At 66.0% G+C, this 18,164-nt stretch carries 16 protein-coding genes; 9 read left to right on the top strand and 7 right to left on the bottom strand.

Going from position 1 to position 18,164, the window contains the following annotated elements:
- Positions 1-2 precede the first annotated feature (2 nt).
- A complete protein-coding gene (locus ABIA70_RS07295) occupies positions 3-1,631 on the bottom strand; it encodes an ABC transporter substrate-binding protein (RefSeq protein WP_354146925.1) in 1,629 nt (542 codons plus the stop codon).
- Positions 1,632-1,822: 191 nt separating this feature from the next.
- Here ABIA70_RS07295 and pdxA point away from each other — a divergent pair, with 191 nt between their 5' ends.
- Together pdxA and ABIA70_RS07285 are read left to right on the top strand one after the other, a co-directional pair.
- Positions 1,823-4,291 carry a 4-hydroxythreonine-4-phosphate dehydrogenase PdxA gene (gene pdxA, locus ABIA70_RS07290; RefSeq protein ID WP_354146924.1) on the top strand — a complete coding sequence of 823 codons (2,469 nt, stop codon included), beginning with the start codon at positions 1,823-1,825 and terminating at the stop codon, positions 4,289-4,291.
- 79 nt (positions 4,292-4,370) lie between these two features.
- Positions 4,371-5,147 carry a DeoR/GlpR family DNA-binding transcription regulator gene (locus ABIA70_RS07285; protein WP_354146923.1) on the top strand — a complete coding sequence of 259 codons (777 nt, stop codon included), beginning with the start codon at positions 4,371-4,373 and terminating at the stop codon, positions 5,145-5,147.
- Between the two features lie 28 nt (positions 5,148-5,175).
- On the opposite strand, the gene ABIA70_RS07280 is transcribed toward ABIA70_RS07285, so the two are convergent.
- Positions 5,176-5,904 (bottom strand): hypothetical protein, encoded by a 729-nt coding sequence (locus ABIA70_RS07280; protein ID WP_354146922.1) that lies wholly within the window; start codon positions 5,902-5,904, stop codon positions 5,176-5,178.
- Between the two features lie 489 nt (positions 5,905-6,393).
- On the opposite strand from ABIA70_RS07280, the gene ABIA70_RS07275 reads away from it, so the two are divergent.
- The gene (locus ABIA70_RS07275) at positions 6,394-8,388 is read left to right on the top strand and encodes a rhamnogalacturonan lyase (RefSeq protein WP_354146921.1); all 1,995 of its coding nucleotides are present in this window, start codon (positions 6,394-6,396) and stop codon (positions 8,386-8,388) included.
- Between the two features lie 140 nt (positions 8,389-8,528).
- Here ABIA70_RS07275 and ABIA70_RS07270 read toward each other — a convergent pair whose 3' ends face one another.
- The 3 genes from ABIA70_RS07270 to ABIA70_RS07260 form a co-directional block, all read right to left on the bottom strand.
- Positions 8,529-8,996, bottom strand: a complete 468-nt coding sequence (locus ABIA70_RS07270) for a nucleoside deaminase (RefSeq protein ID WP_354146920.1) — start codon at positions 8,994-8,996, stop codon at positions 8,529-8,531.
- A gap of 74 nt (positions 8,997-9,070) precedes the next feature.
- Positions 9,071-10,126, bottom strand: coding sequence for a 2,3-butanediol dehydrogenase (locus ABIA70_RS07265; RefSeq protein WP_354146919.1), 1,056 nt, complete (start codon positions 10,124-10,126; stop codon positions 9,071-9,073).
- Positions 10,127-10,359: 233 nt separating this feature from the next.
- Positions 10,360-12,150 (bottom strand): NAD(P)/FAD-dependent oxidoreductase, encoded by a 1,791-nt coding sequence (locus ABIA70_RS07260; RefSeq protein ID WP_354146918.1) that lies wholly within the window; start codon positions 12,148-12,150, stop codon positions 10,360-10,362.
- Between the two features lie 146 nt (positions 12,151-12,296).
- Here ABIA70_RS07260 and ABIA70_RS07255 point away from each other — a divergent pair, with 146 nt between their 5' ends.
- From ABIA70_RS07255 to ABIA70_RS07245, 3 genes are read left to right on the top strand one after another with little or no spacing between them, the layout of a single operon-like run.
- Positions 12,297-13,583, top strand: coding sequence for a GAF domain-containing protein (locus ABIA70_RS07255; protein ID WP_354146917.1), 1,287 nt, complete (start codon positions 12,297-12,299; stop codon positions 13,581-13,583).
- Positions 13,584-13,641: 58 nt separating this feature from the next.
- Positions 13,642-13,911: a type II toxin-antitoxin system TacA family antitoxin gene (locus ABIA70_RS07250; protein WP_354146916.1), complete on the top strand. Its 270-nt coding sequence runs from the start codon at positions 13,642-13,644 to the stop codon at positions 13,909-13,911.
- A complete protein-coding gene (locus ABIA70_RS07245) occupies positions 13,908-14,444 on the top strand; it encodes a GNAT family N-acetyltransferase (protein WP_354146915.1) in 537 nt (178 codons plus the stop codon). Before ABIA70_RS07250 ends, ABIA70_RS07245 begins: the two co-directional genes overlap by 4 nt.
- On the opposite strand, the gene ABIA70_RS07240 is transcribed toward ABIA70_RS07245, so the two are convergent.
- Complete coding sequence (locus tag ABIA70_RS07240) at positions 14,354-15,220, bottom strand: hypothetical protein (protein WP_354146914.1); 867 nt, start codon at positions 15,218-15,220, stop codon at positions 14,354-14,356. The two genes, ABIA70_RS07245 and ABIA70_RS07240, sit on opposite strands and share 91 nt — an antisense overlap.
- A 328-nt stretch (positions 15,221-15,548) precedes the next feature.
- Here ABIA70_RS07240 and ABIA70_RS07235 point away from each other — a divergent pair, with 328 nt between their 5' ends.
- From ABIA70_RS07235 to ABIA70_RS07225, 3 genes are all read left to right on the top strand, one after another.
- Positions 15,549-15,695, top strand: coding sequence for a hypothetical protein (locus ABIA70_RS07235; RefSeq protein ID WP_354146913.1), 147 nt, complete (start codon positions 15,549-15,551; stop codon positions 15,693-15,695).
- The gene (locus tag ABIA70_RS07230) at positions 15,692-16,300 is read left to right on the top strand and encodes a hypothetical protein (protein ID WP_354146912.1); all 609 of its coding nucleotides are present in this window, start codon (positions 15,692-15,694) and stop codon (positions 16,298-16,300) included. Before ABIA70_RS07235 ends, ABIA70_RS07230 begins: the two co-directional genes overlap by 4 nt.
- A gap of 103 nt (positions 16,301-16,403) precedes the next feature.
- The gene (locus ABIA70_RS07225) at positions 16,404-17,129 is read left to right on the top strand and encodes a hemerythrin domain-containing protein (protein ID WP_354146911.1); all 726 of its coding nucleotides are present in this window, start codon (positions 16,404-16,406) and stop codon (positions 17,127-17,129) included.
- Between the two features lie 132 nt (positions 17,130-17,261).
- Here the strand turns inward: ABIA70_RS07225 and ABIA70_RS07220 are convergent, their stop codons facing one another.
- Entirely contained in the window at positions 17,262-18,113 is an 852-nt protein-coding gene (locus ABIA70_RS07220; RefSeq protein WP_354146910.1) for a helix-turn-helix transcriptional regulator, read from the bottom strand.
- Between the last annotated feature and the right edge of the window lie 51 nt (positions 18,114-18,164).

Below are 18,164 nucleotides of genomic sequence, written 5' to 3'. Positions count from 1 at the left end.
GCCTAGCCGTTCACCTTGACTGCGGAGATCTGGTACGAGTTGGTGGGACGCAGCTTGATGCCTTCGACGCGGGAGCGTCGGGCCAGCACGGCATTGGGGATGAAGGCCCACATGCAGGGCCATTTGGCCCAGATCTCCTTCTGGACCTGGGTGAGCAGTTCGGTGCTCTTGGCCTTGTCCGTCTCGGAGGTGGCGGCGATGATCTTGCTGCTGATCTCTGGGAAAACGAAGCCGTGGTAGGTGTCGCGGGTGGCTTCCTTCTCGGCGGTGCCCGCGTACATGCCTTGCAGGTTGGTCAGTGCAAGGCCGGTCTGGTTGCCGTAGCCGTTGCCCAGGATGTCCCAGTCGCCGGCCTTGCCCTGCCGCCAGGTGGAGATATCGCCGCCGGGCTGGAACTGCTGCAGCTCGGCCGTCACGCCGATCTTCTTCATCATTTCCACGAGGGCTTCCATGATGGAGACGTCGCCGGCGAACTCGCCGGTTTCCCAGATGACTTTGAGCTTGAGATTGGAGACGCCGAGGTCGGCCAGCATGGACTTGGCCTTGGCGGGGTCGTACTTGTACTCGCCCGTTTCCACCGAACCGGCCAGGGTCTGCGGGACCACGCCCTTGGCGGAGGTGACAGTGCCGCCGAGGATGCCATCCACCACGCTTTGGTGGTCAAAGCCGTAGGAGAGGGCTTCGCGGACCTTGGGGTCTGACATCGGGCTGTCCGCGGGCTTGCGGAAGTTATAGAACAGCTGGTTGTAGCGGGTGCCGGTGACGGACTCGATCTTGATCCCCTCAACGGACTTCAGCTGGGACACCGAATCCGGGGTGATGGAGTCAATGACGTCCACTTCACCGGAGCGCAGGGCCACCACACGGCTGGATTCCTCGGACATGAACCGGACGTTGATTTCACTGACGCTGGGCTTCTCGCCCCAATAGTTCTCGTTGATGACCAGCTTGTAGGTCCCGGTGCCGCGGTCAGCGGAGGCCACCTTGTAGGGTCCGGTGCCCACGCCTTCCTGCAGCTCTTCGGGCTTGTTTGCGGCAGCGGGGGTGATGAGGATGTTGGACATCAGGGTGTTGAGCACGGGCAGCGGGGCCTTGGTGTCCAGGGTGAAGGTCAGGTCATCCTTCTTGTTGACCTTGGGCCATTCGGGGAACTGTGGGGCCAGGAAGGAGCCGTTGACCTGGCTGTACATCTCCAGCGCCCTGGCCACGTCCTCCACGGCAACCTTGGTGCCGTCCGAGTACTTGATGTCGTTGCGGAGCTTGACCGTCCACTGCTTGGGGCTGGTGAGCTCGAAGCTTTCGGCCAGGACGTTGCGCGGCTTGAGGTCGTCCCCGATTTCGGTGAGCGCCTGGCGGACGGCGCGCTGGACAGTAACGGCAGCATCGAACTGATTGAGCTTGTTGTCCAGGCTGACCAGCGAGCGGTTCAGGCCCAGGGTGAGGGTGGTGGTGCCCGTTCCTCCGCCGCCGGAGGGGGCGCTGGGGCCAACGCAGGCCGTGACGGCGGGGGCCAGGACTGCGCCCGCTCCGGCCAGGGCGCCCCACCGGAGCAGTGAACGCCGGGAGAGGGAACGCTGTGCCACTTCGCCGAGGAATCCGCTGCCGCCGGCAACGCTGTCGGAACGAGTCATCTTTGACCTCCAAGTAAGGGCCGGCACCTGCCGGCCGGGGGCGTTGCATCCTGGTGATACGTGCCCCACTGGTGTTACTCCGATCACAATGCCACGATTGCGCAAAGCGCGCAATAGAGATAGCGTGTTTTGTGCAGGGCCGTTGAGCCTGCGTCCAGCACCACTTCCAGCCAGTGCCATAGGAGGCAGCGATGCAGCGCATTCTCGCCATTGCTGATGATCTCTCGGGCGCGGCTGAGACTGCCGCCGGGCTGCGGAGTTTTTCGCAAAACTTGATCGAACCTTTTGCGCAGAGTGCGCAAATCAGGGGTCCCCGCCAAGGGATGGCCGACGACGGCGCCCCGCGGGTGTGCCTGCTGCCCCACCTTATTGAGGAGCTTGGGCCCGCCGTGCGGCACCTTCTGAAGGACGGTGTTGGCTGGTCCGGCAATCAGCCCGGCGCAGGGCCGGGCAAGGGAGAGGGCGGTGGTGCCACGGCACCCTTGGTGCTGGACACGGACAACCGCAGGTTCCCGGCGAACGTTGCAGCGGAGCGGCTGCGGATTGTGGTTGAGTCCCTGCCGTCCGGGGGCTCCCCCATTGTGTTCCTGAAGCTTGACTCCCTGCTCCGCGGCCCTGTCCGGCCCCAGCTGGAAATCCTCGCCGCGGAGGGGCCCGTGATCCTGGCGCCCGCGCTGCCGCCGCTGGGCCGCAGCACGGTGAACGGTACGGTGCACCATCAGGGTGTGCCGCTGCACAAAACGTCGCTGTGGCACGCCGAGTCCTCGGCCCCGCCGGCCACTATTGCCGCCGGCCTTGAGCCTTTGGGCACCGTTCTGGTGGACCTGGCAACGGTCCGCAGCGGGAACGAAGCCCTCATTGCCGCACTCTCACAAGAGAGCCAGAGCTACCCCTGCCCCGTCCTGGTCTGCGACGCCGAGACGCAGGAGGACCTGGACGCGATTGCCGCTGCGGGCCTTACGGTTCCCCGCGCCCGGTTTGCCGGCGCGTCAGCCCTGGGAGCGGCGCTGGCACGGACCGCAGGCTTGGCACCCGGGCCAAGTGCCGGCGTCGTACGCTCCGTACTGGGCGGGCGCGCAATCGGAGGTTTTCCCCTCCTGGTTGTCGGCTCGGCGTCCGCCGCGGCACGCGAGCAGCTGCAGGTTCTTGCCGCTGATGGCATCCCGCTGATTACTCTGTCTCCCACCGATCTTCTGGCGGGAACCGCCAAGCTTGCACCATTGCAGCAAGCCCTTACCACTGGTCCGGCGGCGGTGACGGTGGATGCGTCCACGGTGGACGCCACGTCGTCGTCCCGTATCGCAGCGGCGCTGGCACGGTCGGTGGGGCCGCTGGCGAAGGACCGGCCGTTGATGCTCACGGGCGGGGAAACCGCCCGCTCCGTGCTGGATGCGCTGGGCGTGCTGCAGTTGCAGGTGCTCGGCGAGATTGAGCATGGCTCTGTCCTGTCTCGTACTTCCGCCGGAATCCCCGTGGTCACCCGCCCGGGCAGTTTTGGCAACCCCAGCAGCCTCCGCACTAGCCTGGCCGCACTCGCCGGCCACCCCACGCCAGCATCCCAGCCGGGGAGTCGCCCCGCACCGCACTCCCCTCTGCCGACGGCGCACCAGCCGTCCCTGCCCGGAAAAGGACCTTCCATGAACACTGTTGATCCCGCCGAACTCCCGTACGTAGCCGTCACTATGGGCGACGGCGCCGGTGTTGGACCGGAGGTGGTGGTGGCAGCCGTCCTGGAAGCTACCATCAACGCGGAGTGCAGGCCGGTGGTGATCGGGGACGCGCTGCGGCTCCGCCAGGCCGCAAACATCCTGGGCCTCGAAGCGGACATCCGGAGCATCGCCGCAGTAGAGGACGCGGCGTTCACCGCGGGCCGGGTGAACGTAATTGACCTGGCGCTGCTGCCCGAGGACCTCCCGTGGGGCCAGCTCTCCCCCGTGGCCGGACACGCCGCGTACGAGTACATCCGGGTGGCCAGCGAGCTGGCCATGGCCGGGACGGTGCAGGCTATCTGCACGGCGCCGCTGAACAAGGAGGCGCTGCATGCCGCCGGGCACATCTTCCCCGGGCACACCGAGCTGCTGGCGCAGCTGACGGGGACGGAGGAAGTGTCCATGATGCTCTCCACACCCAAGATCAAGGTCATCCATGTGACCACGCACATCGGGCTGATGGACGCCGTCCGCAAGATCAACCCGGACCTGGTGGAGCGCACCATCCGCCGCGGCCACGAGGCGCTGGTCCGGGCGGGTGTGCCGAACCCGAAGATCGGGGTGTGCGCCATCAACCCGCATGCCGGCGAGGGCGGGCTGTTCGGCCAGGGCGAGGAAGCGGAGAAAATCGAACCCGGTGTGAAGGCAGCGCAGGCGGCAGGCATAGACGTGACGGGCCCGTTGCCCGCGGACACGCTGTTCTTCCTGGCCGGCCGGGGTGACTATGACCTGGTGGTGGCCATGTACCACGACCAGGGGCACGGCCCGGTGAAGGTGCTGGGCATTGAAGCCGGCGTGAACATCACCGTGGGCCTGCCCGTGATCCGCACCTCGGTGGACCACGGCACCGCCTTCGACATTGCCGGCAAGGGCATCGCCGACCCGCGCAGCATGGTGGAGGCGCTGCACCAGGCGGCGGAGATGGCAACCCGCCCGGCCGTGGCCGTGTAGAGGTAGAGGGCAATGCTGCGCTCACCTGCCGGGGGCCGGAACTAGCATGGTAACCACGCCCACGGGAAGGAGACCGGGAATGCTGAGCGCGAATGCCAGGCGCGAGGAGATCTACCACCTCGCCGTCACCACCGGCCTGGCCTCCGTGGAGGAACTTTCGGCCCGGTTCGGGGTGACCGCGTCCACCATCCGCCGCGACCTGGCGCTGCTGAACGGGCAGGGCCGGCTGGCCCGCACCTACGGCGGCGCCATGGCCATGGGCGCCCACCCCGAGGCATCGCTGCGGCAGCGCACCGGCGAGGCGTTTGAGCAGAAGCACGCAATTGCCCGCTGGGCGGCGTCCGTGATCCGGCCCGGAGAGAACATCCTGCTCGACGCCGGCTCAACCGCAGGTGCCCTGGCCCACGAACTGCGCGGCTTCGAAAAGCTGTCCGTGACGACGCCCGGCATCAACACCATGCAGGAACTGTCGGAGTCCGATGGCATCGATGTGGACTGCCTGGGCGGCCGGCTGCGGAGCGTGAGCCAGAGCTTCGTGGGGCCACTCGCCGAAGTAGCCCTGGAGCGGATGAGCTTTGACCGCGTGTTCCTCGGCGCCGACGCCGTCACAGCCGAGGACGGCATCTGCGAGGCCGACCACGCCCAGACCCGGCTCAAGGAACTCATGGCCCGGCGCGGGAATGCGGTTTATGTTTTGGCGGATTCCTCCAAGCTCGGGCTGCGGCCCTTCCACGCCTGGGCCAGGCTCCCACTCCCCTGGACTTTAGTGACGGACGACGGCGCCGACCCGGCCCAGGTGCAGAAGTTCCGGGACGCCGGGGTTGCGGTTGAAGTGGCGCCGGTGACTCTGGAGTAATCGAAGCCCTGCTGCATGGTTCACACCTCTATCGGTCACTTCGGCCTGGATCGGTGGGTACTCGGCGCCTTTGCGGGGCGGTTAGGGCGATGTCGTGTGAAAGCCGGGCTTCACGCGCTCCCGCACCCGAACGCGGCGCGTTCGGGGACAAAGCACCGATTGACATATCCGGAGCACGCAGGGGCCGCCCGCTTTCAAGAGCCCGCGCCCAATGCGCCAAGACTGCCGCGACGGTCAGGAACTGCAGCAGCACCATCAAGGAGAAAAAGAACATGCCGCTAAGACCAACGTTGGTGGCGCGGACATCCGTGAAATCCGTCGTGGTGACGTAGGACCAAACGCAAATCCCGAGGACGAGAACAAACCAGTAGACCGCACGGACAACTCGGGCAGCGGGACGCGATAGCGGGACAAGCGCCGCCGTCTTTAGTGCCCTCAACATCACGGGAGGACGGGCTTCCGGTTTCTTCATCTCAACGCTCGAAAGCCGGGCATGCGAAGCAACAAGCTGCTTGCGCACTTCCGCCCGCACTTTGCTGGCTTCTCCCCCCTTGGAACCGCCGGCCAGGAGCTCGGTCTCCAGCCACGCCTTCAAATATGTAACGTGTTTGGTTTCCTCCGCCATCACTCGCCGTCGGCGCTGGGCCGCATTACGTTCCTTGCGCAGCTCCGAAAACCACAGGCTGAGTGCGGCGAGAACTGCTGTAATCAGCGGTGGAAGCACCGCGCTGACAAGGGCACGTCCGGTCTCATCCACAAGCACCCACCCCCCCGAATGAGTAGGACATCATTGTCCGTAACGTAAGCATGCGCCCACAGACGCAACCGGTCAACGTCTTGCACGGCTTGATTCCACAGCCGTCGGCTGCGCAGCGTTTCGCCGCGTTTTGGCGGGGCCGCTGGCCGAGGAGGCGCGGGAGCGGATGGGCTTTGACCGGGTGTTCCTGGACGCTGGGGCTGCGGTTGAAGTGGCAGCGGTGCTGCCCGCCGACTGACTTTCCCGGACCTGCAGCGGAGGACACCCTGCCGGGCGAGACCTCACACCAACGGAACAAATTCTCACATCAAGCATCGTCAAGGTCTTGACCGGGTCAGTCACATCCTGATAAACCTTAGGGGCGGAAAGCGCTTTCTTGCTCCAGCCCCGGCACCCTCTCAATTTCAGGCGCTCGGCCGCCGCAAGAATGAAACGTTACAAAACACGAGCGGCAGACTCAGCTGCCGCCTGCATCAAAGGAGATGTTCCTTGACCCATCCCGCGAAATGTTCCCCTAACTACAAACCCTTCAAGGCTGCGCCGTTGGCAGCCGCGGCCGCCCTCACGGCAGCGGCCCTTGCCTTCACCGGCGTCCCGCTGGCGCAGGCAGAACCCGGCCGGAACGCGGCCGCCCAGAACTCCGGCACCGCTGACCTCAAGCGCCAGGTCGAAAAGCTGGACCGCGCCCCGGTTGCAGTCCTTACCGATCAGGGCGTGACGCTCAGCTGGCGGATGCTCGGCCTGGACAAGGACAGCATCGGCTTCCACGTGATCCGCGACGGCGTCCAGCTCACCGTGGACCCCATCCGGAACAGCACCATGTACGTGGACCCTGACGGAACGGCCACCTCGAAGTACGTCATCCAGGCCGTCGGCAACGGCAACGGCCAGGACCGGCTCACGGAAGAGTTCACCCCGCTGGCGCAGAACTACCTGGCGATCAAGCTGGACAAGCCGGCCGACGGCGTCACGCCGGCGGGGCAGGCCTACACCTACTCCGCCAACGACTCCACCGTGGCGGACCTGGACGGGGACGGCAAGTACGAGATCATCCAGCTGTGGAACCCGTCCAACGCCAAGGACAACTCCCAGTCCGGCTACACGGGCAACGTCTATGTTGACGCTTACAAGATGGACGGCACCAAGCTGTGGCGCATTGACCTGGGCCGCAACATCCGCGCAGGCGCCCACTACACCCAGCTGCTGGCGTACGACTTCGACGGCGACGGCAAAGCCGAGCTCTCCCTGAAGACGGCAGAAGGGACGACGGACGCGGCAGGTACCGTGATCGGCAACGCAGCAGCGGACTACCGGACCAGCGCCGGGTACGTGCTCTCGGGCCCCGAGCTCCTGACCGTGTTCAAGGGCGAAACCGGCACCATCATGGACACCGTGGCCTATGAGCCGGCCCGCGGCGCGGTCTCTTCCTGGGGCGACGGCTACGGCAACAGGGTGGACCGTTTCCTGGCGGGTGTGGCCTACCTCGATGGCGAACACCCGTCCATGATGTTCAGCCGCGGCTACTACACCCGTACGGTCCTGGTCACCTATGACCTGGTGAACGGCAAACTGGTGAAGCGCTGGATCTTCGACTCGGACGTGGCCGGCGCCGAATACAAGGGCCAGGGCAACCACAACCTGTCCGTGGCGGACGTGGACCAGGACGGCAAGGATGAGTTTGTCTTCGGGTCCATGACAATCGACGACGACGGGAAGCCCCTCTACAACACCAAGCTGGGCCACGGCGACGCCATCCACACCAGCGATCTGGATCCGTCCCGCCCGGGCCTGGAGACCTTCGCCGTCCACGAGAGCATGGGCCAGAGCGGCAACCGCGGCGCCACGTTCCGGGATTCCGCCACGGGCGAGATCCTGTGGAGCATCCCGGCCGTGAAGGACACGGGCCGCGGCGCTGCCGGCGACATCGATCCCCGCTACGCAGGGGCCGAAGGCTGGGCTGTGGGCGGTGACGCCTCCTGGAACTCACCGCGGGGCCAGCTGATGTCCGCCAAGGGCGAGCTGATCGCCGAGAAGATCCCGGCGGCCAACTTCCTGGCCTGGTGGGACGGCGACCTGCTGCGCGAGATCGTGGACCACGATTACGACGCCGCCGTGTCCCGCGGCGTGCCCACCATTTCCAAATGGAACTGGGAAACCGAGTCCAGCGACCGTCTGCTGACCGCCACCGGCGCCCGGTCCAACAACACCACCAAGGGCAACCCGTCGCTGCAGGCGGACCTGCTGGGCGACTGGCGCGAGGAGCTGGCCTTCCCGTCGTCGGACAGCAGTGAACTGCGGATCTACACCACCACGGCACCCACCGAGGTCCGGCTCCGCACGCTGATGCACGATCCGATGTACCGGACGGGAGTGGCCCGCGAAAATGTGGCGTACAACCAGCCGCCGCACCCGAGCTTCTTCATCGGCGAGGGCATGGAAACCCCGGCGATGCCGGCAGTTACGTACGTGGGCGCCGCCGGGTAGGCACCCGGCCCGCCAACAGGAACGGTCCTGCCGCGCACGAAAGGTGCGGGGCAGGACCGTTTGCGTTTCACACCGGCCGGCCCGGGGGAACGTGATCGACGTAGCGCTGCTGTCCGAGAACCTTCCGCGGCGCCCGGGGCCTACTCGGCGATGTCCTCAGCCCACAGGTCCGGGTTGTCGGACTGGAAGGTGCGCATCATATCCACGCAACGCTGATCATCCAGGACCACCACCTCAACCCCGCGTGAGCGCAGGAGCTCCACTTCGCCGTCGAACGTGCGTGCTTCCCCCACCACCACGCGCGGGATCTTGAACTGGATGATGGTTCCGGCGCACATGGCACACGGGGCGAGGGTGGTGTAGAGCGTGGTGTCCCGGTAGCTCCTCTGCCGGCCGGCGGCGCGGAGCGCGGACATTTCCCCGTGCGCGATCGGATCGGCGTTTTGGACCCGTTCGTTGTGCCCGCTGGCGATGACCATGCCGTCCCGGGCGAGCGCTGCTCCGATGGGGATGCCGCCTTCAGCCAGGCTCTTTCGGGCGGCCTGATGGGCGGCTTCGAACGCGGGGTGCGGGGCGGGCGCAAGGGAGTGGTGCTGCTCGTGGGTCATGGCGCCATTGTCGCACGGGCTGTTTCCAGTACCTTGGCTCGCAGGCCGGCGAGCCAAGGTACGGCCCGCTGCGCCTACGGGTGGACCAGCACCTTCACGGCCGTGTCCTTGTGGTTGATGAGGGTATCGAAGCCCTGCTCCACGAGGTCATCCAGGGCGATCCTGCCGGTGATAAACGGCTTGAGGTCCACTTTGCCCTCCTGCACCATCCTGATGACGGCGGGGTGGTCCCGGACGTAGGCGATGGTGCCGCGGAGGTCGATCTCCTTGAGTACCAGCTTCTGCATATCGATGGTTGCCGGCGCACCCCAGATGGACACGTTGACCACCACGGCACCCGGCCGGACGGCGTCGAGCATGGTGTCCAGCACGGCGTTCACGCCGGCGCATTCGAACGCGACGTCGGCCCCGGCTCCCCCGGTGAGTTCCCGGACCCGCGCCGGGACGTCCTCCTGGCTGGGGTCGAGCACGTGGTCGGCCACGCCGCTGGAGGTGGCTTTTTCCTTGCGTGTCTGGGTGAGTTCGCTGATGATTGTGGTCACCCCCATGCCCTTGAGAACCGCGGCGGTCAGCAGCCCGATAGGACCCGACCCGCCCACCAGCGCCGTATCCCCCGCCTGCACGCCGCTGCGGGCCACCGCGTGATGGGCCACGGACAGCGGTTCGATCAAAGCCGCCTCATCCAGGGGGATGCTGCCGATCGGGTGCACCCACCGTTGATCCACCACGATCTTTTCGCTCAGGCCTCCCCCGCCGCCGGACAGCCCGATGAAGCCCATCTGCCGGCACAGGTGGTAGCTGCCGGCCTGGCACATGTCGCAGTCGCCGTCCACAAAGTACGGTTCGACGACGACGTTGTCGCCCACTTCCAGCCCCTCCACGCCTTCGCCGATTTCCGAGACCGTCCCGGAGAATTCGTGCCCCAGGGTCACCGGCGATTCCTCGTGGGAGAGCGGGTGCGGATGTCCCGGGGCGGGACAGAAGATGGGACCTTCCAGGTACTCGTGCAGGTCGGTGCCGCAGATGCCGCACCACGCGACGTCGATCTTCACTGCCCCGGCCCGGAGCTCCGGCTCCGGAATGTCTTCGATGCGGATGTCCTTGCGGGCATGGAAACGTGCTGCCTTCATGATGATCCTTCCATTCTGTGAACGTGAATATCCTCGAAGGGCCCGGTCCTGCGGGGCGCCCGGGCCGCACCCGAACATCCTCGCACCGGATCCGGAGGTTCGGTAGGGACCTTTGGTTGGTTGGTTGCCGGCGAAGAAGGGTCCTGTGCCGCGACGGCGGGCTCCGGCTGATGCTGTCCCTCCCGGTGGTTGAGCCTGTCGAAGACTGGCTTCGGCAGGCTCAACCACCCCGGTCAGCGGGCGTGGTGGGTGGGCTGCAGTTCGTAGACGGGCGTGTCCAGTCCTTCCATGCGTGCCTTGAGCTGCAGGGCCAGGTAGGAGGAGTAGTGCCGGCTTTGGTGCAGGTTTCCGCCATGGATCCAGAGGTTGGGCACGTTGGTGGGCTTCCACATGTTGCGCAGTTCCCCTTCCCAGGGGCCCGGGTCCTTCGGGGTCTCCGAGCCGTAACCCCAGCATCTTCCCACCTGGTCCGCCACTTCGGGAGAGACCAGATCGGCCAGCCAGCCGTTCATGGACCCGTACCCGGTGGCGTAGACAATGAGGTCCGCCTCCAGCTCGGTTCCGTCGGCCATGACCACGGCGTTCCCGGTGATTTTGGAGACCTGGCCGGCCTTGAGCTTCACCCGCCCGTCGATCAGCAGCTGGGAAGCGCCGACATCGATGTAATAACCGGAGCCGCGACGCAGGTACTTCACGAACAGCCCGGAACCGTCCACGCCGAAGTCCAGGTCGAACCCTGCGGCCTCCAGCTGGGAGTAGAACCCGGCGTCGCGTTCGGCCATCGCCTGGTACACCGGCACCTGCGTTTCGGGCAGGATCCGCATCGGCAGCGAGGCGAACAGCAGGTCGGCCTTCTCGGTGGTTACCCCGTTGGCGAGGGCCTCCTCGGAGTAGAGCCCGCCCAGCGCCAGGTCCATCAGGGATTCGCTGCGGGCGATGTGCGTGGAGGACCGCTGCACCATGGTGACGTCGGCGCCGTGCTCCCACAGGTCCGCACAGATATCGTGCGCCGAGTTGTTGGACCCGATCACCACAGCCTTCTTGCCCTCCCAGTCTCCACCGCCCGGGTGCTGGGAGGAGTGCCGCTGCTCCCCCAGGAAGCTCTCGGCGCCGTCGAACGCGGGGATGTTGGGGTAACCCGAGACGCCCAAGGCGAACACCAGCTGCTTGGGCCGCAGCGTCACAGGTTCGCCGTTGCGGACCACGTTGACCACCCATTCCTGGGTGCCGTCGTCGAACGCCGCCCCCACGCACTCGGTGCCCGACCAGTAGTTCAGCTCCATGATCCGGGTGTAGTGCTCCAGCCAGTCGCCGATCTTGTCCTTCGCGGCGAAGACGGGCCAGTCGTCCGGGAACTGCAGGTAGGGCAGGTGGTCGTACCAGACCGGATCGTGCAGGTGCAGGGACTTGTAGCGGTTCCGCCAGGAGTCCCCCGGCTTCTGGTTCTTTTCGATGACGATGGCGGGGACGCCCATGCGCCGCAGCCGGGCCGCGAGGCCGATGCCGCCCTGCCCCCCGCCCACAATCACGCAGTAGGGCTGCTCGTCGTAGCCGAGCCTCGCCTCCTGCTCTTCCTTGAGCTCCAGCCAGGAGCGGCGGCCCTTGACGATTTCGTGGGCAACGCCCTTTTCGCGGCGCGGACCCTTCTTCTCCTCGAAGCCCTTCAGCTCCTTCATGGTGGTGAGCAGGGTCCAGCATTTGCCGTGCCGCAGCCGGAGGTGGCCGTAGCCGCGGGCGGCGCCGGTTTCGAAGGTGATCCAGGCTTCCACGGCGTCGGCGTCGCCGGTGGCGTCCTCGGCGAGTGCCCAGTTGGCGGGCTGCACGCGGTCAAGGGTGGATTCGAGCATCCGCCGGATATCGGCCTTGCCTTCGAGCGTTTTGAGGTTCCAGGTGAAGGCGACGAAGTCACGCCAGTAGCTGGTGTCCTCGAAGAGTTCCAGGGCTGCGTCCACGTCGCGCCGCTGAAGGGCGTCATCCAGGCCCTTGAGCCAGGCCTGCGCGGCTGCAGTGGGTGTTTCGGTCATGTCCACTCCTTTGTGTGATGGTCCGTGTAGCTGGTGGTCCGGCGGCCCCGATTCCGTCCGGGCTCCTGCGATATGCTGGACGGACGTGAGCTGCATCACCCCAGTGAAACGCAGTGGGGGTTACAGCAGCGTTGCATCAGCACTGCATGGTCGACGGCGATCGGCAGTGGGAGGGAACCATGGACCACGGCCTGAAGTTTTCAGACCCGGCGAAATATTCGCGGGTGCTGCGCCGCGCCCACGAACTGGTGATCTCCGGCGTTCCCCGTCCCGAGATTCCGGAGCCGCTGGCGGATTCGTGGCGCCGGTCGATGGCGCTGGGCATCAGCCCCGACCAGCACAGTCCCCGCCACCTGCATGAGGTCTCCGAGGTGCTGGAGCTGCGGCGGGAACACCGGCTGCAGCTGGTCATGCCGGCGCTCAGGGAGCTGCTGGCCGATGAATCCGGCGATGGACGGCACCTGCTGGTGCTGACGGACGCCGGCGGGGAGATCCTGTGGAGGGTGGGCAGCCCCCGGGTGTTGGGGCGCGCGGACCAGCTTGAGTTCTCCGAAGGTGCGGACTGGTCGGAGGCCGGGATCGGCACCAATGCCATCAGCGAGGTCCTGGTGACCGGCCAGCCGGTGCAGCTGTTTTCCGCCGAGCACCTGGTCCGCACCCACCACGAGTGGGCCTGCACCGCGGCGCCCATCAGGGATCCGTTGACGGGCAAGTTGCTGGGCGTGCTGGATGTCTCGGGCCCGCTGGAGTCCCTCACCGCGGACACGCTGCGCATGGTGCGGTGTGCTGTCAGCATGGCGGAGATGCTGCTGGCAACGCCCGACGGCGGGAGGCCAGCGGGTGCCTCGGGGTCCGTTCGGGGGCGGCCAGTAGAGCGGGCCGTTGCGCGACCGACGGCGGCTGTTGCGTCGCTCGAACTGCTCGGCGACCGGCCGGCTGCGGTTTTCCGTGACGGCAGCCGTGTGCCGCTGACGCCGCGGCGTGCGGAGATCCTGGCGCTGCTGGATTCGCGGACGCAGGGTTGGTCAGCGGAAGAATTGGCGTATGAGCTTCACGGCGATGCGGGCATCGCCGCCTCCATCCGAACGGAGATGTTCAGGGTGCGGTCCCTGCTGGGCGATGCCGTGGCGTCAAATCCTTACCGCCTTGTAGCGGGGCTCGCCGGGTGTTCCGATGCCGGGCGCGTGCTGCGGCTCCTCCGTGAGGGCAGGGTGGCCGAGGCGCTCGACGCCTACGGCGCTCCCCTGCTCAGCCGCTCCGGGACCATGGCGGTGCAGCTCCTCCGTGACCGGCTGGACCTGGCGCTGGGAGCCGCTGTGCGATCCAGTGGTGACGCCGGGCTTATCAGCCGCTGGCTGTCCACGGATATGGGCTCCGCGGATTCGGCGGCTGTGGAGGCTCTGGGGCGCCTGGCGGGTCGACCGGACGAATAAAGACTCCTACCTCCTACCGTACAAGTGCCGTACACTGTCCGAAGGAGGCTGACATCCCATGACAAGCGCCAAGACACGGCGGTTAGAGCTGCGCACGGACGAAATCACCGATGAATTGATTACCGAAGCCGCGGAGTTGCTTCATGTGACAAAGTCGGCATTCGTCGCTGAAGCCGCGCGGCAGGCTGCCCAAAAAGTTATATCCCGGTCGGACGTCACGCTCATGGCACCGGAGATCTTCGACGCCATGATGGCCTCCCTCGACATACCGGACGAGTCCGCAGAACTGGCCGCACTGTCCAAGCTGCCGCGTCGTATTGCTCGATGAGTGAGCAGACTGTTCGCGTTGTGAAGCTGGCCCCCGGGTACGATCTGGGGGCCTTTGACTGTGGTGAAGCAGCCTACAACCAGTGGCTGACAGACTATGCAGGTCAGGCCGTAGTGGCCGGCGCCAGCATGGTTTACCTGTTGGTCGAACACCGGCCCGACGAAGCGGAACGGGTCGTAGGATACTTTGCCATCTGCCCCGCGCTCGTGGTCCGGGACGGTATGCCGAAGCCGCTCCAGCGGAAAGTACTGCGCAACGCGCCTGGATGGCTATTGGCCAAGCTGGCGCTGGACGTTTCCCTGCGCGGCGACAAGATCAACCAGTGGGGGTGGCAGCTTCTACGTGTGGCGCTCGAGACGATCGTGGGGGCTTCGGAGCTCGGCGGCGGCCAGATAATCGGGGTCGACGCCGACAATCCCGGCTTGGTGGACTGGTATGCCCGTCACGGATTTCTTTCAACCGGCGGAGGCAACTTGAGGATGTATATGAAGGTCGCAACTGCACGGAAATACCTGGGAACACCCCCAGGCTGAGCGGGCAGTTCAGACTCCACACAGCAGCTCTGGTTGCCATACGGAACTCCGGCCGCCGCTTCTGCCGCTTCCAGGGCCTGGGAAAACCTGTCCACCGCGAGCTTGTATTCACCCGGATTACCGGTGGTCCTCGCGTGGTTGGCGGCATGCCTGGCCCTGATCATCGCCGCGGTTGCCGGAAGGGAAGTGTCGGACATCGCGGGGTAATCGAACTGCAGCTGCGGGTCCACCTCGTAGGTCAGCCACCGCCGGTTCAGCAGATCGTGGCGGTCAGCGGTCCTGCCGTATTCCTTCACATCCGCCAGGGAAAGGTGGGCCAGCAACGCCGCGTCCACGCGTGTGGCCATGGACACCGCCCTGACTGCCTCACGCTGGCGGGCAAGAGCGTCTTCACTCCCCACCTCCAAAGGGGTGACCCCCTTCTGAACGAACTGGGCGTTGAACTGGTAGGCCTGGATCTCCGCCGGCGACATGCGGTCCAGGTCAGCGGGAGATTTCCTCGCCAGCTCCCTGAATCCATACGGGCTCGCCACGCTGCTCCGGGGAATCGGGTAGAAGTACTTTCCGCCCACAAACCCGCCAACGGCTGCGACCCAGAACAGCCAGTCGGGAGAATCCACGGACACTGCCCCGAAGGCTGCGCCCAGCGTGCACGCTATATGGCCACGTGTCAGGAGGATCTTGGTGCGGCCGAGCCGGTAGACACGGCGGGGCCGGTCCAGCTGCTTTTCGTGGAATGCCTTGAGCCTGACGGCCCATTCACTGGCGTTGCTCACCAGTCACGCTCCTAAGTCATGGTGACGGCGGCACTGCCGTCGACGCGGACACCGGCGATGCTGCTGCTCGGCCTCGCCGCGCTCAACCGAACACCGGTGTAGGACATACCGGTACGGTCCCCCCTCCCCAAAGATACCTTTTCGGCGGGCGGACCCGTCTTCGCCGGACTTCGCCAACAGACGACCGCGGTAACGGACGACGGCGCCGGGCCGGGTCAGGCGCAGAACGGGACACCGGGAAGAAATACGTCATGAAATCTTTTCCTAATTACTGAGACAGGCTGTACTGTTCCGGAGTTAGGCAAACCTAATTCCCTCTAGGAACACCATGACTCCATCGACGCCGCCCGCGCACCGCCGCGCGCCCGGCCACCGCCGTTTCCGCCGCAACACCGTCAGGCTCCAGCCTTCTGCTGCCGCCGTCACCGCCGGGGCATCGCCAGCCGCGGCCAGGCACGAAAGGCCAGCAGGGTGACGGCCCCTGCCCTGACGAAGGCCGAACCGCCCCCCGGACCGGACCGGCAAGTGGCCGGCAGGACCACTGGGACCCGGCTCTTCCTGCTTGGCCTGCTCTGCACCGCCGGCTGGCTGGCCTCGGTTCTGATAGGTCACAACGTGGACTGCGGACCGGAACTTCACCGCGTCGGCCTTGCTGTCCACATCCTCGCCCTCGTCCTCTCTTTCGGCACCATCCTGGGGGTGGATTGGCTGGGTCTGCTCTGGCTGTTGGGCAAGGTCCAGATGCATGAGTCGGGCAAACTCGAAGCCGCAGCGAAGCCCCTGATCTGGGGCGGCCTCGCCCTGCTCCTGGCCTCCGGAGCGCTCATCGATCCAGACCTGGCCAACCCCGTCACGGCCGTCAAGCTCGGCTGCGTGCTGGTCCTGATGCTCAATGGATTGAGCATTGCCCCGGCGATGCACCAACTGATGGCGCTGCCTGCTGAAACCCGGTTCGGTGGGCTCGGCCGCAGGCTCAGGGCACGGCTGCTGACCGCACTGACCATCTCCCAGGCATGCTGGTGGACAGCCGTGCTGATCGGACTGATCAACAGCACCCTGCGGCGTTGGTCAGGGACCTGACCGGCGGAAATCCGAGGCCATTGTTCGGCAAGAGGTGCGGGCGATACCATGCTCCCGGGGAGAGGCTGTGGTCTCGGACTGACAACAGTTAGGGGCAATCCAAGTGACCGACTTCTTCACCATGCAGCCCGGCGAGACCGCAGCTCCACTGCCGCCCGGGCCCGTACTGTGCACCGGGACCGCGGGCATGCGGCGGATTCACCGCTTCTTCCTGTGGGCGTATGGCGAGGCACCCGGGCTGGTGCGTTCGGTCGCGCCCGGAGATACCGCCCGCGCCGCCTACGTGGGCGAAGTACTGGGCAACTTCGACAAGGTCCTCCATATCCACCACGAGGGCGAGGACCTGCTCATGTATCCGCAACTGGAGGAACGGGCTCCGGCATGCGCCTTGCATGTAGGGCAGATGCTCGCGCAGCACAAAGCGGTCACACAGCGGCTGGAGCACATCGAGCCCGTGCGCCTGCGCTGGATGGAGACGGCCGATGCAGAGACCGGCCGCGAACTGGCTGCACTTTACGAGGACCTGTCCGCCGTCCTCCATGTTCACCTGCGCCGCGAGGTCACCGAGATCATGCCCGCCGTGGACAGGGTGATGACCGAGGAGGAAATGAACGCGGTAGGGCAGCACGGGATCAAGAAGTTCGACAAGAAGTTCATGGTCGCCTACCTCGGGATGGTGCTGGCCACCAACCCGCCCGCAGACAGGAAGGAACTGTTCAAGGAGATCCCCGCCCCGGTCCGCCTCGCCTACCGCCTCATCGGGCGCAGGATGTACCGGAAACAGTACTCGACGCTTTTCCCGGGGCGCGCGATTCCCGAGACCCTTTAGTCCGCACGCCCGGCTGATAGGCGGATGCCATTTCTGGAATTCGTCTGCACAGAGTGCCATAAGTCGGCTGGACTAGCGGTTCACGGGCTCGCTCATACTGCCTGCTCAAGCCTTGCCCTTCCCCTGCGAGGGTCAGCGCCGGCCGCTGCAAGCGGGCGAGGGCGACGGCGGCCTCGCTGTCGGGTGCTGCCGTGTACGTGACGTGATTATGCGATGACCGGAGTCATCGGGCATGGTCAGGACCTCGAACCCGAGATCCAGGGACCCGATCTGGGGGTGGTTCAGTGCTTTGATTCCTGACATGCAATTCTCGACGGGGTGTTCTGCCCACATTGTGCCGAACTCGGGGCTTCTTAAAATCAGTTCACCAACGAGGGCGGCCAGCCCGGTGTCGTCGGAGAACCGCCCGGAGAGCAGGCGCAGTGACGCAACAGCGCGGCTGGCCTCGGAACGCCAATGCGGGTAAAGAGAGCGGGTGGCCTCGTCGAGGAAGAGCATGCGTGTCATGTTCGGCCGCTGCGAGGGCGTGTCCGGGGCATGGAAATCCAGGTGGGAAGCGACCAGCCGGTGGCCGGCCTGGTTCCAGGCGAGGACCTCGGTGTGTCTGCCCAGCACCACCGCCGGAACCGCCCCCATGTAGTCGATGAGGCGTTTTGTCCCTGGCCGGACGTTGTCGGGACGGCTCCGGGAAGTCCCGGCTCTGCGGTTCTTGCCGCCAGAGAGGTCCGAGAGATGTTTCCTTTCAACCTCCGTTAGGGCCAGCGCCCGGACGAGGGAGTCGATGACGGCGTCGGAAGCGTTGACGTGCTGGCCTTGCTCCAGCCTGGCGTAGTAAGTCACGCTCACCCCAGCCAGCATGGCCACTTCCTCACGTCGCAGCCCGGGCACCCGCCGGGTGCCGTAGTCCATCAGCCCAACGTCTTCCGGGGTCAGCGCGGCCCGTCGTTTGCGCAAGAAGTCGCCCATGGCTGCTGGTTGGTTCATACCTGAGAGTATTCACGAGCATTCCCGAAGGTGGGTAGCACTGCCAGTGCT

The organism is Arthrobacter sp. 754 (assembly GCF_040548695.1).
In the GTDB taxonomy this organism is placed as follows: Bacteria; Actinomycetota; Actinomycetes; order Actinomycetales; family Micrococcaceae; genus Arthrobacter.
This window is presented reverse-complemented; position numbering and strand designations above follow the sequence as displayed.

Coding starts and splice junctions, on each gene's coding strand:
- ABIA70_RS07295 (WP_354146925.1), bottom strand. CDS start 1,631: ATGACTCGTTCCGACAGCGTTGCCGGCGGCAGCGGATTCCTCGGCGAA.
- pdxA (WP_354146924.1), top strand. CDS start 1,823: ATGCAGCGCATTCTCGCCATTGCTGATGATCTCTCGGGCGCGGCTGAG.
- ABIA70_RS07285 (WP_354146923.1), top strand. CDS start 4,371: ATGCTGAGCGCGAATGCCAGGCGCGAGGAGATCTACCACCTCGCCGTC.
- ABIA70_RS07270 (WP_354146920.1), bottom strand. CDS start 8,996: ATGACCCACGAGCAGCACCACTCCCTTGCGCCCGCCCCGCACCCCGCG.
- ABIA70_RS07265 (WP_354146919.1), bottom strand. CDS start 10,126: ATGAAGGCAGCACGTTTCCATGCCCGCAAGGACATCCGCATCGAAGAC.
- ABIA70_RS07260 (WP_354146918.1), bottom strand. CDS start 12,150: ATGACCGAAACACCCACTGCAGCCGCGCAGGCCTGGCTCAAGGGCCTG.
- ABIA70_RS07255 (WP_354146917.1), top strand. CDS start 12,297: ATGGTCGACGGCGATCGGCAGTGGGAGGGAACCATGGACCACGGCCTG.
- ABIA70_RS07250 (WP_354146916.1), top strand. CDS start 13,642: ATGACAAGCGCCAAGACACGGCGGTTAGAGCTGCGCACGGACGAAATC.
- ABIA70_RS07245 (WP_354146915.1), top strand. CDS start 13,908: ATGAGTGAGCAGACTGTTCGCGTTGTGAAGCTGGCCCCCGGGTACGAT.
- ABIA70_RS07235 (WP_354146913.1), top strand. CDS start 15,549: ATGACTCCATCGACGCCGCCCGCGCACCGCCGCGCGCCCGGCCACCGC.
- ABIA70_RS07220 (WP_354146910.1), bottom strand. CDS start 18,113: ATGAACCAACCAGCAGCCATGGGCGACTTCTTGCGCAAACGACGGGCC.